Source organism: Kluyvera sp. 142486 (assembly GCF_046569695.1).
GTDB lineage: Bacteria > Pseudomonadota > Gammaproteobacteria > Enterobacterales > Enterobacteriaceae > Kluyvera.
The window spans coordinates 36,903-52,972 of record NZ_JBKHUI010000001.1 but is presented as its reverse complement, the minus strand read 5'-3'; the positions used below and the strand labels follow the sequence as shown (position 1 = coordinate 52,972).

15 protein-coding genes are annotated in these 16,070 nt (G+C 51.1%); 4 read left to right on the top strand and 11 right to left on the bottom strand.

What is annotated here, in order from left to right; all coding sequences use genetic code 11:
- Positions 1 to 236: 236 nt before the first annotated feature.
- Positions 237 to 2,282, bottom strand: coding sequence for a peptidyl-dipeptidase Dcp (gene dcp, locus ACLGE8_RS00255; protein WP_410995749.1), 2,046 nt, complete (start codon positions 2,280 to 2,282; stop codon positions 237 to 239).
- A 521-nt stretch (positions 2,283 to 2,803) separates the two neighbouring features.
- Here dcp and ydfG point away from each other — a divergent pair.
- On the top strand, positions 2,804 to 3,553 hold the full coding sequence (ydfG, locus tag ACLGE8_RS00250; protein ID WP_410995748.1) for a bifunctional NADP-dependent 3-hydroxy acid dehydrogenase/3-hydroxypropionate dehydrogenase YdfG: 750 nt from the start codon (positions 2,804 to 2,806) through the stop codon (positions 3,551 to 3,553).
- A gap of 92 nt (positions 3,554 to 3,645) precedes the next feature.
- Positions 3,646 to 4,332 (top strand): GntR family transcriptional regulator, encoded by a 687-nt coding sequence (locus ACLGE8_RS00245; protein WP_410995747.1) that lies wholly within the window; start codon positions 3,646 to 3,648, stop codon positions 4,330 to 4,332.
- 33 nt (positions 4,333 to 4,365) lie between these two features.
- Here ACLGE8_RS00245 and ACLGE8_RS00240 read toward each other — a convergent pair whose 3' ends face one another.
- From ACLGE8_RS00240 to ACLGE8_RS00205, 8 genes are all read right to left on the bottom strand, one after another.
- Positions 4,366 to 4,794 (bottom strand): universal stress protein, encoded by a 429-nt coding sequence (locus ACLGE8_RS00240; RefSeq protein WP_410995746.1) that lies wholly within the window; start codon positions 4,792 to 4,794, stop codon positions 4,366 to 4,368.
- 221 nt (positions 4,795 to 5,015) lie between these two features.
- The gene (locus ACLGE8_RS00235; protein ID WP_410995745.1) at positions 5,016 to 6,473 is read right to left on the bottom strand and encodes a mannitol dehydrogenase family protein; all 1,458 of its coding nucleotides are present in this window, start codon (positions 6,471 to 6,473) and stop codon (positions 5,016 to 5,018) included.
- 167 nt (positions 6,474 to 6,640) lie between these two features.
- Positions 6,641 to 8,182: an MFS transporter gene (locus ACLGE8_RS00230; protein WP_410995744.1), complete on the bottom strand. Its 1,542-nt coding sequence runs from the start codon at positions 8,180 to 8,182 to the stop codon at positions 6,641 to 6,643.
- A 25-nt stretch (positions 8,183 to 8,207) separates the two neighbouring features.
- A complete protein-coding gene (uxaC, locus tag ACLGE8_RS00225) occupies positions 8,208 to 9,614 on the bottom strand; it encodes a glucuronate isomerase (RefSeq protein ID WP_410995743.1) in 1,407 nt (468 codons plus the stop codon).
- Between the two features lie 83 nt (positions 9,615 to 9,697).
- Complete coding sequence (locus ACLGE8_RS00220; RefSeq protein WP_410995742.1) at positions 9,698 to 11,074, bottom strand: MFS transporter; 1,377 nt, start codon at positions 11,072 to 11,074, stop codon at positions 9,698 to 9,700.
- Between the two features lie 51 nt (positions 11,075 to 11,125).
- Positions 11,126 to 12,145, bottom strand: a complete 1,020-nt coding sequence (locus tag ACLGE8_RS00215; RefSeq protein WP_410995741.1) for a Zn-dependent oxidoreductase — start codon at positions 12,143 to 12,145, stop codon at positions 11,126 to 11,128.
- A gap of 13 nt (positions 12,146 to 12,158) precedes the next feature.
- Positions 12,159 to 13,373, bottom strand: a complete 1,215-nt coding sequence (rspA, locus tag ACLGE8_RS00210) for a starvation-sensing protein RspA (RefSeq protein WP_185669055.1) — start codon at positions 13,371 to 13,373, stop codon at positions 12,159 to 12,161.
- Between the two features lie 182 nt (positions 13,374 to 13,555).
- On the bottom strand, positions 13,556 to 13,882 hold the full coding sequence (locus ACLGE8_RS00205; RefSeq protein WP_410995740.1) for a YnfA family protein: 327 nt from the start codon (positions 13,880 to 13,882) through the stop codon (positions 13,556 to 13,558).
- Positions 13,883 to 14,032: 150 nt separating this feature from the next.
- Here ACLGE8_RS00205 and ACLGE8_RS00200 point away from each other — a divergent pair, with 150 nt between their 5' ends.
- Positions 14,033 to 14,371, top strand: coding sequence for a DUF1283 family protein (locus ACLGE8_RS00200; protein WP_333499849.1), 339 nt, complete (start codon positions 14,033 to 14,035; stop codon positions 14,369 to 14,371).
- Between the two features lie 57 nt (positions 14,372 to 14,428).
- On the opposite strand, the gene ACLGE8_RS00195 is transcribed toward ACLGE8_RS00200, so the two are convergent.
- Positions 14,429 to 15,139, bottom strand: coding sequence for a YnfC family lipoprotein (locus tag ACLGE8_RS00195; protein ID WP_410995739.1), 711 nt, complete (start codon positions 15,137 to 15,139; stop codon positions 14,429 to 14,431).
- Between the two features lie 183 nt (positions 15,140 to 15,322).
- Here ACLGE8_RS00195 and ACLGE8_RS00190 point away from each other — a divergent pair, with 183 nt between their 5' ends.
- On the top strand, positions 15,323 to 15,577 hold the full coding sequence (locus ACLGE8_RS00190) for a DUF1161 domain-containing protein (protein ID WP_410995738.1): 255 nt from the start codon (positions 15,323 to 15,325) through the stop codon (positions 15,575 to 15,577).
- Positions 15,578 to 15,610: 33 nt separating this feature from the next.
- Here the strand turns inward: ACLGE8_RS00190 and ACLGE8_RS00185 are convergent, their stop codons facing one another.
- Entirely contained in the window at positions 15,611 to 16,012 is a 402-nt protein-coding gene (locus ACLGE8_RS00185) for a dTDP-glucose pyrophosphorylase (RefSeq protein ID WP_410995737.1), read from the bottom strand.
- Positions 16,013 to 16,070: the final 58 nt, after the last annotated feature.

Here is a 16,070-nt window from a genome sequence, read left to right as displayed (position 1 = left end):
GAAACCTGACGCATTGCTGCGTAATTCAGCGATTTATCCCCTACCGAATATGTCAGGTTGTTAAATTGTTACAAATACGTAAAACTAGCGGCGTTGTCTTTCCTCCAGGAATGATAGCAAGAATGCTCTATTTATTGATGTACTTAACCCGCCAGCCCTGTGTGCGGGTTTTTTTTATATTTTTTTGTGGTTTCTGGCGTGAATAGACCACGCCAGATATGCGTTAGCTAAACAGGTTATTCACTCAGCCCTCGGTTTTTCAACATTGGGGTAATAAGCGGATCGTGGCCTCGCCAGTCGCGATAAAGTTGTTCTAAATCGCTGCTGTTACCGCGCGACAAAATAGCCTCGCGGAAACGCTGACCGTTTTCCCTATTCAAACCGCCCTGCTCAACAAACCATTGATAACCATCATCCGCCAGCATTTGAGTCCATAGATAGGCGTAGTACCCGGCCGCATAGCCCCCGCCGAAAATATGCGAGAAATAGCTGCTGCGATAACGAGGGGGCACGGCACAGAGATCCAGGTTTTCCAGCGCCAGCGTCGCCGTTTCAAACTGTTCAACGTCCTGCGGCAGCGACTCAGCGCTCAGGCTGTGCCAGTTCATATCCAGCAGCGCGGCGCTCAGCAACTCGGTCATGTCATAACCTTTGTTGAAGTTGGCTGCGCGGAACAGGCTCTCGCGTAGGGCTTCCGGCATCGGCTCACCGGTTTCATGATGAAGCGCATAGTGGGCGAAGACGTCAGGATGGCTGGCCCAGTGTTCGTTGATCTGCGACGGGAACTCGACAAAATCGCGCGGCGTATTGGTCCCCGACAGCGTGACGTAGCGTTGGCTGGCAAACAGCCCGTGCAGCGCGTGACCAAATTCGTGGAACAGGGTAATCACATCATCCCAGGAGATAAGCGCGCTTTTTCCGGCGGCCGGTTTCTGGTAATTACAGACGTTATAGATAACCGGACGCGTACCGTTCAGGGTAGATTGCGGCACAAAGTTGTCCATCCACGCCCCGCCGCTTTTGCTGTCGCGGGCGAAGATATCACCGTAAAACAGCGCCATTCCCTCTCCGTTGGCATCAAAGATTTCCCAGACGCGCACGTCAGGGTGATAAACCGGCAGGTCGAAACGTTCAATAAACGTTATTCCAAACAGCTGGCTGGCAGACCAGAAAACGCCGTCAACCAACACGCGCTCGAGGGCGAACCACGGTTTAATCTGCGCTTCATCGATAGCATATTTTTCACGACGTACCTGCTCAGAATAGAACAGCCAGTCCCATGCTTCGGCGGTAAATGAGGCTGAGCCGTTATCGATAAGCGTCTGAATATCTGCCAGTTCGCTTTCCGCCCGCGCCCGCGCCGCCGGGGTAATCTCGCGCATAAAATCGAAAGCCGCTTTCGGCGTTTTCGCCATTTGATCGGCCATACTCCAGCTGGCATAGTCGCTATAGCCCAGCAGCGCAGCCTGACGCGCGCGGATCGCCACCAGCTTTAGCAGTTTCTCCCGCGTGTCGTTAGCATCGCCCATCTGGTTGCGGGCCCAGGCGGCTTTATACAGTTTTTCCCGGGTTTTGCGTTGACGAAGCTGAGCCAATGCCGGTTGCTGGGTGGTGTTCACCAGCGGGATAAGCCAGCGGCCCGCCAGACCGCGATCGTTCGCCGCTGCAGCGGCAACGGCAATTTCATCTGCGCTGAACCCCGCGAGTTCCTCCACGCTCTCTACCACCAGCCCGCCGCTTTTTGCCGCGCCCAGCAGACACTGGTGAAACTGGCTGCTCAGGGTTGCCGCTTCGGTATTGAGGGTTTTCAGCTCCGCTTTTTCCGCATCCCCCAGCCTTGCTCCAGCCTGAATGAAACGCTGATAGATGACCTCAACCAGGCGACGGGACTCCGCATCCAGATCGAGCGCATCGCGCTGCTGCCACACGTATTCAATACGGCTAAACAGCGCATCATTGAGGTAAATATCGTTGGCAAGCCCAGCCAATTCAGCGGAGAACGCTTCGTCCAGTTGCTGGATGGTATCGTTGCTGTGGGAGGCGGCCATGGCAAAGAAAACGGCGTTGACCCGAGAAAGCATCTCCCCGCTTTTTTCCAGCGCCACAAAGGTGTTATCGAAGGTTGCCGGAGACGGGTTATTGGCAATGTCGGCAATCTCCTGACGCTTGCGCTTTAGCGCTTCGTCAAAGGCCGGACGATAGTGGCTATCGTTAATCGCATCAAAAGGCGGTGCCTGGTAAGGTAACGTACTGCTGGCAAAAAATGGATTCATGGCCGACATCCTGGATTCCTGAAAATAACAGGGTTCCAGAGTAGCAAGCTCTTGATAGACCGCAATGGTTTTACCCGGCAGGAGCGTTTTTTCTTTGAGGGATGGCGTTAGCTCGATAAAAGTGGCACAGATATCTGCCGCTCCCAGAGGCAGGAAGCATAGTGGTGAGTGCGCCTGAGAGAGATGCAACCGTATCGCTATCAGCCGTTTATTGCTGAAACTAGCTTATTGTTTCAAAAAACCGATCTCAATAAGCGCCTGAGCTACCAGTAAGACGAACATGACTGCAACCATTGGAGTGTACATGTTGAGCCTCCAGCGAACGCCGTTATAAATAGTATAGGTTATTTCTTAATCAACCCATCATTCATCTATTACGCCTAACCGGCGCGATGCTAATGGCAGACTGATAACGTTGTGTTTTTTGCTGACATTTTGCAGAAAGAAAAAATCTCATTACAAAACAGATGATTGAAAACCGGGTGTTCTGCTATCGTAATACAACACTTAAGCGTTGAAGGAACAGAGAGATGATCGTACTGGTAACCGGAGCAACGGCAGGTTTTGGCGAAAGCATTACGCGCCGTTTTATTGCCAACGGGCACAAAGTCATTGCCACTGGCCGTCGCAATGAGCGTTTAAAAGCGCTGAAAGATGAGTTAGGCGACAGCATTCTGACCGTTCAGCTGGACGTGCGTAACCGTGCGGCAATTGAAGAGACTATTGCCAATCTGCCCGCTGAATGGCGTGACATCGATATTCTGGTCAACAACGCCGGGCTGGCGCTGGGGCTGGAACCGGCTCACCGCGCAAGCGTTGAAGATTGGGAAGACATGATTGACACCAACAACAAAGGTCTGGTGTATATGACTCGTGCGGTACTGCCGGGCATGGTAGAGCGCAATCGCGGGCACGTAATTAATATCGGCTCCACCGCCGGTAGCTGGCCATATGCGGGAGGCAACGTTTACGGCGCGACCAAAGCGTTCGTGCGTCAGTTCAGCCTGAACCTGCGTACCGATCTGCACGGCACCGCCGTTCGCGTAACCGATATCGAACCAGGTCTGGTAGGTGGCACGGAGTTCTCCAACGTGCGCTTTAAAGGTGACGACAGCAAAGCCGGTAAAACCTACGAAAATGCCAACGCGCTAACGCCAGAAGACGTGACCGAAGCAGTATGGTGGGTGGCGACGTTGCCAAAACACGTCAATATTAACACCGTCGAGATGATGCCGGTCAGCCAGACCTATGCTGGCCTGAGCGTTCATCGCCAAAGTTAGCATTTAAACTCAACCCGACCCCCGGTCGGGTCTGGGCTCGGCGGCAAAAAAAGCGTAAAATAGCAGCTTAATCAGCTGATAAGAACGACTCAATGGCCGCCGAAACCCAACTGAACCCAACACAACCCGTCAACCAGCAAATTTATCGCATCCTGCGTCGCGATATCGTGCACTGTCTTATTCCGCCAGGCACCCCGCTTTCGGAAAAAGAGGTGTCGCTGCGGTTTGACGTTTCTCGCCAGCCGGTGCGTGAAGCGTTTATCAAACTCGCTGAGAACGGTCTGATCCAGATTCGCCCGCAGCGCGGCAGTTACGTAAACAAGATTTCACTTTCCCAGGTGCGTAATGGGTGTTTCGTTCGTCAGGCTATTGAATGTGCGGTGGCAAGACGCGCAGCCACGATGATCACCGATGCACAAAGCTATCAGCTTGAGCAAAACCTGCACCAGCAGCGTATTGCCATCGACCGCCAGCAGCTGAACGATTTCTTCCTGCTCGACGACGAATTCCACCAGCTGCTGTCAAATATTGCAGATTGCCAGTTAGCCTGGGATACTATCGAGAATATAAAAGCCGCTATCGACCGCGTGCGTTATATGAGCCTTGATCATGTCTCCTCACCGGAGATGTTATTAAAGCAGCACCATGAAATATTCGCTTCGCTGGAAAAACGCGATGCGGATGCGGTAGAAAAAGCGATGACCCTGCACCTGCAGGAAATTGGTGAATCAGTGTTGTTAATTCGTCAGGAAAACAGCGACTGGTTTAGCGAAGAATAAGAAATAAGGCCTTCATTACTGAAGGCCTTATTTTTATCGAATGACCATTGTCGGAATATTGGCGTAACGCAGAATAGATTCGGCGTTCGACCCCAGAAGGTGCGTGGTCATCCCTCGCTGGCGTGAGCCAATGACTATCGCATCGTACTCCCCGCTCTTGCTCAGCGCGATCACTTCATCGCGGATATTGCCAAAGCGGACGTCGGTATGCAGCCGCTCGGCAGGCATATCAAAGAGGCGCTGCAGGTTTTTCATTTTCTTGACCGACTCTGCCTGCATGAAATCTTCAAATTTTTTAATATCCGCCGCGAAGCCGCGTAAAATAGAGCGATTGCTGTTAGGTAATACATTTAATAGCGTAATTTCACCCGTCTCACCGGCCAGAAAAACGGCATGGCGAATCGCTTTATCACTTAAGTCCATTTCAAAAATATCTACAGGCATCAGAATTTTTTTGTACATAGCCCGAGCTCCTTATTTCACAGTGTCCATTATTCTTTCGCTATAACCATGACATATTTGTGACTATGCCGATAGCATTAATTCACCAAAATGATAGTTGCGGCGTGCAAATAATCGTCCATTATTTCAAGGGGCTTGAATTACTTTAAAGAAGTGTAATGACGGCAGATATAAAAGAAAATGCCGCCAGTAGCGGCGGCATTAATGGTCATACAACGAAATCAGGCAGCAAATTCAGCAACGGTCGCTTTTGCACCTTTGCTCAGCAGTGACAGATAGGCTGCCGTCACCTGCTCAACGAATTTCGCTTCCTTAGGCAGGTCTTTACCGAAGATAGCTTCAATACCCAGCAGCGCTTTCACGCGAGCTTCACCCTCTTCACTCTGCTGTACCACGCCCTGGATAACCGGCAGCAGCGGATCGCAAACTTCAATCGCGTTGCCCTGCTCATCCACGCCGCCTACGTAGCGCATCCAGCCTGCAACACCCAGTGCCAGCAGTGTAAAGCTGCTGTTATCAGCCAGATGCCAGCGTACAGAATCGAGCATACGCTGAGGCAGTTTCTGGCTACCGTCCATGGAGATCTGCCAGGTACGGTGACGCAGCGCCGGGTTGGTGTAACGCTCAATCAGCAGATCGGCATAGCGCGCCAGATCGACGTTTTGCACTTTCAGGGTTGGAGCCTGCTCTTTGAGCATCAACGCATGCGCTGCGCGGCGGTAGTTATCATCACCCATGCAATCGTTGATGTGCTGATAGCCTGCCAGATAGCCCAGATAGGCCAGGAAGGAGTGGCTGCCGTTCAGCATGCGCAGTTTCATCTCTTCAAACGGGATGACGTCGCTGACCAGTTCAGCGCCCGCGTTTTCCCATTCCGGACGGCCAGCGACGAAGTTATCTTCGATAACCCACTGACGGAACGGCTCACAGGCAACACCCGCTGGATCGCGAACGCCGGTCAGCTGTTCGATTTTATCCAGCGTTTCTGGCGTAACGGCAGGAACGATACGGTCAACCATGGTGGATGGGAATGTCACATGAGATTCGATCCAATCAGCCAGACCCGCATCTACCGCACGTGCAAAGGCACATACCACATTACGCATCACATGACCGTTTTCCGGCATGTTGTCGCAGGACATCACGCTAAATGGCGGCAGGCCAGCGGCTTTACGGCGAGCCAGCGCTTCAACGATAACGCCCGGCGCAGATTTTGGCTGATGTGGGTTCTGCAGGTCAGCCACAATAAATGGGTGATCGAGCATCAATTGGCCGGTGGCCGGAGAGTGGCAGTAGCCCTTCTCGGTGATGGTCAGGGAAACGATAGCGACCTGTGGTTCGCACATCTTCGCCAGAACGGTTTCCAGGCCATCAACCTGCGCGTGCAGCGCTTCTTTAACGACGCCCACCACGCGGGCAGTCCATGCATCCGCGGACATTTCCGCCACGGTGTATAAATTGTCCTGATTGTTCAGGTCGGCAATCTGCTGCTCACCGCCGATCAGGTTAACTTCGGTATAACCCCAATCGCTGCCGTGTTCTGCGGCAAGGATATCAGCATAGACAGCCTGATGGGCGCGGTGAAACGCACCAAAACCGAGATGTACAATGCGCGGCACCAGTTTGCTGCGATCGTAGCTTGGGAGAGTTGCCTTAGCGGTTAATAGCTTATTCTGCATCTTTTTGACTCGCTGTAGAGAATGTTGATTGCCATACTAGTTTAACGAGACCATCACACGAGATTTTGATTTGCGTTAATATATTGGCTATTGGTATGACATGGTTTTTAAGTTGTGTGACAACCCTGACAAGCCGCAACGCAGTCGTCAGGGTTATCATAGAAACATTAATTGACTGGCGCCGTGTGCTTCAGATGCCCCTCAGCCGGCTGCGGTTCGTTCCACAGGTCGTCATAAGAGTAGCCCGTCAGGTCTTCGACAATCTTGCGCGTCTCAGGCGTAACATCGCGCTTTGAACCCTTCGCTTTCAAGCGCTCAACTTCATCGACAAAGATTTTGTGCGTGCGTTTATTCAGGTGGAACGTCACCGCCTGCCACAAAGCAATCAGCAGCAGACCCGCCGTACCGGCAAACAACAGCACTGCAATCGTATTCACGGCACTTTCAGGCTGTACCAGGCTGCCCTTCACAAAACCGCCCTCTTGCAACATCACGCCCACCACAAACGTCGCGATAGCCACGGTCGTTTTACGGGAGAAGGTCATCACCGCAGCAAACAGCCCTTCACGACGCTGACGGGTGATCATCTCGTCGATATCCGGAATGAAGGGGAAAACGTTCCACGGTGTAAACTCCAGAACACAACGGCCTACTTGATACACCGCAGCCAGCACGACCAGGATGGTCACTTTATTGTCCGGTGGGAATTGGTAAACCATGAAAAGCCCTACCAGGCACAGCATCATCAGGGTATAAGCAAAAACATACAGGCGTGATGGACCATATTTGATGATCGCCACCCCGGCCAACAGCGTTACTGGCAGGCCCACAATACTCATCGACAGCAGCGTACCTGACAGCGAAGACGAGACGTTCAGGCAGTACACGCAGAAAAAGACGAATACGGTGTTATAGACATCTTTTGCAGTGAAAGAGAACAGATAGATAGCCAGATGCTTTCTGAATGCCCGCACTTTCAGCGTTGAGTAGTATTCTTTAAACAGCTTGCCCGTCGCGATCACCTTGTCGATAAAGGAGGTTGGCTGACGGTGACTTTCCAGTTCTGCTTGCATTTCCGGCGTCAGGTCGCGCTCCCAGGTCACTTTCCAGGAGATGAAGACGCAGAACATAAACAGAATCGCAAACACCACACCATTGATAAAGTAAGCATGCGGATCGTGCTCGCCAAAGTGACTGATCAGCAGTCCCGGAATAAAGGTCGCCAGGAACGTACCGGATGCCGACAGGAACATACGACAGGTAGAGAGTTTGGTTCTGGAATTAAAGTCTTTGGTCATTTCAGATGGCAACGTTTCCCATGGGATCAATACCATCGCCGCGATAATTTCAAAGGCCAGATAAACAGCCAGATAGAACCAAAAACTCATCCCGGTTATCCATAACAGGATATATACCAGCATTAATGGCGCGCCGAGTAATAAGAAGAAGCGGCGACGGCCAAATCGTTTACCTAATGAATTTTTATAGAAATGGTCAGTAAAGCTGCCCATAAACAGGCTGACAATCGCATCAACAATACGGGCGATCGCCACGATGGAGGCAGCTTCAACCGGAGATAAGCCGACGAACGTTGTGTAAAAGAATAGCAGCCAGGCACCGATGACGGTAAATGCCCCGCCGCCCATAATATCCGTTAAGCCATAGCCAATACTGACTGGAATTGTTATTTTTCTATTAGTACGAGACATGTTCTACCCTCATGCAAGGAAGGATTTAAAATTTGAAATAATTAACGGCGTTATCGTGACAAATATTTCTAACCATCTGCGATAAGATCCTGTGGTTGTCAGGTACCTCGCCGCGGTCAACCCAACCTCCAATTAAGTTGCAAAGAATTCGACGGAAATAATCATGACGGGTGTAGGAAACAAGACTGCGGGAATCCGTCAGCATGCCGACAAAGTGCATTAATAATCCCTGGTCAGCGAGGCTATTAAGTTGGTTCTCCATGCCGCGACGGGTATCGTTAAACCACCAACCAGATCCAAACTGTATCGGCGATTTCACGCCGTCTTCACCGGACTGGAAGTTAGCGATGGTCGTCGCCACTACGTCGTTGTAGCTGGCGTTCAGGTTATAGAGAATGGTTTTCGGCAGGCCACCATTCAACGCCATGGCGTCTAGCAGACGATTCAGTCCCACCGCCAGATGGGTTTGATCGGCAATGGAGTCAAAGCCAGTATTAATCCCTAATTTTTGGAACATCCGGGTGTTATTACTGCGGATGGCACCAAAGTGGATTTGCATTGCCCAACCGCGCTTTTTGTACTCACGGGCCAGCATGACAAACATCGCACTATTGAGTTGCGCTGTTTCATACTCGTTCAACGCTTCGCCGCGACGTTTCTGGTTGAACAGATCATTGATGCAGGCAGCATCGGCTGGCTGATACTCCACGGTAACCGGGCCATGATCCGAGATACGGCAGCCTGTTTCATGGAAGTGATCGATTCGCAGCGCTAGCGCTGCTGCAAAATCGTCAAAACCGTGAATGTCTCGCCCGGTCATCTGCGCGAGCTTAGCGGTGAACGCAGCGAAATCCTGCGCGTTGTCGGTGAACAGATCGTCCGGGCGGAACGTCGGCAGCACCTGGGTTGTAAAGGTGGTGTCCTGTTGTAACAGGCGATGGTATTCCAAAGAGTCTAATGGCGCGTCGGTGGTACAAATGACGGCCACATTAGAGCGTGCGATTAAGCGGCGTGGTTTAAAATCATCAGTGGTAATTTGCTGATCACAATGCTGCATAATCTGCTGCCAGTTTTCACTGCTCAACATGTCATTGCAGCCGAAATATTTATTCAGTTCCAGGTGAGTCCAGTGATATAGCGGATTACCAAATGAGGCCTCCACTGTTTCAGCCCAGGCTTTAAATTTCTCTTCCGCCGTTGCATCGCCGGTAATATAGCGTTCTGAAATACCGTTTGCACGCATTGCACGCCATTTATAGTGGTCTCCTGCCAGCCACAGTTGCGTGATATTATCGAAGTTTTTATTTTCGTAGATTTCTTTTGCATCGAGGTGACAGTGATAATCGATAATCGGTAGTTGAGCGGCTACATCTTTATATAACCGAACCCCAACATCACTCTCGATCATAAAACGATCGTTAATAAAGTTCATTTTTCCTTAACCACGTATAATATTTTTTAGATTAATCTCGCCAATATAAAAAGCCCATCGCAATGCTGCGATGGGCTTCACAATCAGGCATATTGTTGGTTTGTCTTTTTCTCTGCGGTAGCAGTCGCGTCAGCAGCGTCTTCAGCCAGGCTGAGGTCACGGTCGCAGACCTCAGGCATCAGTAATGCCGCAATAAGACCAATCACCGAATAACAAATCAGCATAATGACAATCGGGTACCACGACCCGGTCATATTGCAGAAGATCCCCGCCAGTACCGGCCCAAAACCAACGGCAACCAGACCACCTGCCTCTTTCGAGATAGCCATGCGAGTAAAGCGGTTACGCGAGCCGAACATCTCAGCCATCGTAATGTTTTCCAGCGCAAACAGGCCTAGTACCGCAAAGTTATGGATAATAATGATCGACATCATTATTACGCTGGCGCTGTAGGTCTTATCGACAATAATCGACACCATTGGGTACGCCAGAATAATGGCGGAAATACAGAGCAAAATATAAGGCAGACGACGACCGTATTTATCGGACAGCCAACCAAGCAGCGGGATGGTCAGGAAGCCGATAACGGAACTTATCATCAGCGCATCCGTTGGGATCCCTTTATCAAACAGCAGCGTTTGAACCAGATATCCTGCAAGGAACGTCTGAATCAAACCGGAGTTACCCGCCTGACCAAAACGCAGCCCCGTGGCTAACCAGAAGGATTTGCTACGGAACATCGCACCGATGGTATTGTCATTCGCCGGAGTTTCAGTAACCGCAACATCGGCTTCACTCACTTTTTCAAATACCGGGCTTTCTTTCAGGTTCAAACGTAACCAGATAGCGAAGATCATCACCACGACGCTTGCCAGGAAAGGTATACGCCAGCCCCAGGCGATCAGTTCTTCACGATCAAGCAGAAAGAACATTACCGCCCAGATAGCCGTTGCAGTAAGCGTACCGCAGTTGGTCCCCATCGCCACCAGGGAGGAGATCAGACCGCGTTTGCCTTTAGGGGCGTATTCCGCCAGCATGGTACCTGCACCGGAGATTTCAGCGCCCGCACCTAACCCCTGGATAATACGCAATGTCACCAACAGAATTGGCGCAAAAATACCAATCTGTGCGTAGGTTGGTAGTACGCCAATTAACGTGGTGCAGATCCCCATCATGGTGATGGTAATAAACAGCACCTTTTTACGCCCGACGCTGTCACCCATTTTGCCAAAAATAAATGCCCCAACAATACGCGCAATATAGCCGGCACCGTAGGTCCCCATCGCCAGAATTAATGCCATTGCTGCCGACTGTTCAGGGAAGAATATTTCATGGAAAACAAGTGCTGCACCTAATGAATAGAGCTGAAAATCCATAAACTCTAATGCAGTTCCAAGCCAACCGGATACGGCGGCTCTCACTAAATCAGATGTCGTTCTTTCATGTGTTAATTGCGTCATTGCAATCATCTCCGGGTAAGATGCGTACAGCTTAATCGCATGATCTTGTTTTTATTTATCAAACGTGAGTAAGACCTTACAGCAGGATTTTTGATCCTTTTCAAATAATTCAATGGCATCGATAACATGGTGGTAATCAAAGTAATGCGTGATGAGTTTGTCAGGATCAATTAATCCTTTTTCTAACCACTCGAGAACCACCGGGAATTTATTCGCGTTAAGTCGCGAAGAATAAATAGAGAGCTCCTTACCTGTGATACCTTGTTGAGTAATGGTTGACGGATCGCTGGAAAAACCCATCAGAACAATACGCGCTGCCGGAGAGGCCAGCGTGATGGCCTCTTGTAAAATCGTCGGATGACAAGCGGCATCGACGATCAACGTCGGTTTAAGCCCCTTCTCATCGAGCCATTCAGCCAGCGGTTTCTCGCCGTTATTAATGACCCAATCAGCACCGCAGCGCTCTGCCATGGCCAGCCGTTCATTAATTCGGTCGGCTACAATGACCTGCTTAACGCGATAAACGCCTTTCAGCGCCTGCAGGGTGGTTAAACCCATCGGGCCCGCGCCATAAATCAACGCTACGTCAGCTTCCGTTGGATTGACCTGGCCGGTGACGTTTGCCGCAATCGTGAAGGGTTCAACCATTACGGCGTGGTGATCGGCAATATTATCCGCAACGCTCCAGGCATTTTTCGCCGGGACGACGGTATATTCACTGAAACCACCATCGCGATGGACGCCGAGCACCACCAGAGACGTACAGACGTTAGGTTTGCCTACAGAACAGGGGTAGCAATGACCGCAGCTGATCACCGGATCAACACAAACGCGCTCACCTATCTGCTTATCGGTGACACCTTCGCCAACGGCATCAATCACGCCAAAAAACTCATGACCGATAACGCGTGGATAGCGCGCAAAAGGGTTATGGCCGCGATAAATATGGCTATCAGAGCCGCAGATACCGGCTATTTTCACTTTAACGCGGACTTCTCCGACGCCAGGTTCTGGCAATGGACGTTCTTCAATAACCAGTTCTTCAGGCTGTTTAATCACGATACTTTTCATTTTGTGTTCCTTATTACCAGTTCCACAACGTGCCATCTTCCAGACGTGCTACAGGCAGATAAGCTGGATCGTACGGATATTTCGCTGCCAGTTTTTCGTCAAACTCGATGCCTAAGCCCGGTTTGTCGCCTGGGTGCATATAGCCGTTATCGAAGGTCCAGTTATGCGGGAAGACTTCCAGCATCTGTTCGGAGTAACCCATGTATTCCTGAACGCCGAAGTTTGGTACCCACAGGTCAAAGTGCAGCGCGGCAGCCATGCAGACCGGAGAGAGATCTGATGGGCCATGAGAGCCGGTACGTACCTGATACAGCGACGCAAAGTCGGCGATGCGGCGCATACCGGTGATGCCACCCGCGTGGGTAATGGTGGTGCGGATATAATCAATCAACTGCTCTTCGATCAGCTGTTTGCAATCCCAGATGCTGTTGAATACTTCACCGACCGCAATCGGAGTGACGGTGTGCTGGCGAATCAGACGGAAGCACTCCTGGTTCTCCGCAGGGGTTGGATCTTCCATCCAGAACAGGCGGTACTGTTCGATGCTCTTACCAAAACGGGCCGCTTCGATTGGGGTCAGACGGTGATGCATGTCGTGCAGCAGATGTTCATCAAAACCGAACTGATTACGTACCGCATCAAACAGTTTTGGCGTGAAATCGAGGTATTTCTCGGTGGACCACAGTTGCTCATCCGGCCACTGCCCTTTGGTTGCCGGTTCGTAGGCCAGCCCCTTGCCTTTAGACATACCGTAGGTGGTTTTCATGCCCGGCACGCCGCACTGAACGCGAATGGCTTTAAAGCCCATCTCTTTATGACGCGCGTAATCTTCCAGCACTTCATCAATGGTGTGACCAGTGGTGTGACAGTACACCATCACGCCCTCACGGGACGCGCCGCCCAGCAACTGGTACAGCGGCATATTGGCGGCTTTGGCTTTAATGTCCCACAGCGCCATATCAACCGCCGAGATAGCGGACATGGTCACCGGGCCGCGACGCCAATAGGCGCCTTTGTAGAAGAACTGCCAGATATCTTCGATGCGATGTGCATCGCGCCCCACCAGTTGCGGGCACAAATGATCCTTCAGGTAGGAGGCAACGGACAGTTCGCGGCCGTTTAGCGTGGCATCACCGTAGCCGACTAAGCCGCTATCGGTGGTAATTTTCAGCGTGACGAAGTTACGTCCAGGACAGGTTACAAAAACCTCAGCACCCACAATTTTCATCTTCAATCCTTAGCTTTACATCTCATAGGTTAGTGTGGCGAAATTACGCCTGACCAAACTACCATACAAGTATTAATATCGAAATTTACCGGAGAAGATCACAAAAATGAGAGGGGAAATTCAGTCCAAAAGACGAGAAATACGAAGATAAAGGGAGGGATATGGCCCTTTCGGGCCAGGAGTCAGGCGCGTCCCCAACCGGCGACTATAATCAGCATGCCGCAGAGCGCAACTGCCGCACCGAGCCAGTCATACATGGTTAGCTTTTCACCTTCAACGACACGCAGCCATAGCAGAGCGGTAAAGATATACACCCCACCGTAAGCGGCATAAACGCGGCCGCTGGCAGCGGGATGCAGTGTAAGCAACCAGACAAACAGGGCCAACGCGAGCCCTGCCGGCGCGAGCAACAGCGGCGTCGCCCCCCGCTTCAACCATAACCACGGTAAATAGCAGCCGATAATTTCACACAGCGCGGTAGCAAAAAAGAGCAGCGAAGTCTTTAACATCGTTTATCTTCATCAACATACGAATTTCCCTATGATACGCAAAAATCAACCAGATTCGACCACGGGGTTTTCACGGGTATGCCCGTCGCCTGAGTTGTAGTAGACTGCTTTCAGGAGTCATCGTATTTACCATGCTAAAGGAACTCACCGATGAAAATTACACTTAGCAAACGCCTTTGCCTGACGGCTATGCTGACGCTGGGTGCCATTGTGTACACCGCCTCCGCTTCTGCTGAAACCAACAAACTGGTTATTGAATCTGGCGATAGCGCACAGAGTCGCCAGAACGCGGCGATGGATAAAGAACAATGGAACGACACCCGTCAGCTGCGCCAGAAAGTGAACAAACGCGCTGAAAAAGAGTGGGATAAAGAAGATGTTGCTTTTGATGCCCGCGATAATTGCCTGAAAAGCACCAACGTGAATGCGTACTGGGAGCCCAACACCCTGCGCTGTCTTGACCGCTCAACCGGGCGCGTTGTTCGCTAATCACAGCAAAAAAGGGCGCTTCTCAGCGCCCTTTTCTTTGCCACTTATCTATTCACATCAGTAATATTCAATGGTGTTTTTGATGGTGTAACGCTGGGTCACCGGCGGCTTAACGCTCTGGTCCACCACCTCTAACTCGCAGCTCACCGGATTATCGTGGCGATCGTAATCACAGCTTTGCGTGACATTCCCCGCTGGCTGTTTATTGAGCATACTCACGGCGGTGTAATCGAGCTTTTTACGCGAATCCTGCGATGGGGTTGAGATAACCGACAGCGTAACCCCTTTTAACGTTGACACTTTACCCAGCGGATACCCTTCTTTGTCATAGCGGTAATCCACCTCGCTATCTTTACCAAGCGCCTTGACCACGAAGCCGTTATCGTCGGTTTCCCATTTAACGCCCGCTGAAGGGAATTCAGCCAACTGGCATTTGCCCTGTAACCGCACGCGTTTCTCGTGGGTGACACCGTCAAGATAATAGTTGGCGTTCAATACCAGCAGTGCGCCAGTATCCTGCTCGATATCATGAAACTCCAGCATATCGAAACAGCCTTCCGGCGAGAGTTGTGCGCTCACCCGCTTTGCCACCTCGCCTTTTTCGTTAAGCAGCGTCTGGCTGAAATCCTTCACCGGGCCGCGCAGCGGGTCGAAGTCGAATTCGTTAGAAAAACTTGCCATTTCCGGGGTGAACGCGGCCGGCGTAGTGTTGTTATCGCAGCCGCTCAGTACGGCAAACGCCGAGGCCAGTAAAATCAGTTTCTTCACGCCACAATCCTGTTTCGGGAATTTATTCAATTATATTAGCAATATAAAATTGTTTATAGTCTGGCCTGGCGGAAATCAAAAAATAACCGCCTTGCTAAGAAACATCAGAAAATGAGATTCAAAGACAAACGCTTACATTGCCCCTGCTATACTTTTCACGAATCTTATGAAAAGGAGCCGATCATGCTGTCTTCACGTTGGTTACTGGCACTACTGCTTGCAGGCGCGATGCCCGCGCTGGCAACCGTACCTGACTCCTGTGAACGCGTCAGGAGCGACATTCAGCAGAAAATCATGCAAAACGGCGTCGCTGAAAGTGCCTTTACTCTTGATATCGTGCCTAACGATCAGGCCGATAAGCAAGGGGCGCAGGTCGTCGGACACTGCGCAAATGACACCTTTAAAATTCTCTACACCCGCACCGATAACGCCCAGTAATGCACTACCGCCTCACTTGAGAGGCGGTGTCGCTTACCCCTTCTTCTCCACGACAAAATCCAGCGCAATCCCAATCAGCACGCCATCACGCAGCGAATGATCGTCGGAAAGCGCATCCAGCCCGCCCTGAAAACGCAGCTTTTGCGACATGGTGTTAATGGTTAATTTCGAGTGCAGGCACGGCAGCGCCTGAGAACTGATGGGATACACCACGCGCCCGGATACCAGCACCGGAATTTTTCGCAACTCAGCGGATCTTAGCACCCCAATAGTGGAATAGAGCACGGCAACCGGCGTCACGGCGAGGACTTTGCCGTCAGTCACGCTGATAAAATCGAGCAAAATTTCGGGACGCAAAAAATTTAACCCTTTGTAGGGAACCGTGACCGTCTCAATCGCGGGCATCGGAATAGCGGACGAATCAATATCCTGCATGGGTAGGTTCCATAAGTAACGGATTAGCGGTAAGAAAATCAGCCTGCGGGAACCCGCA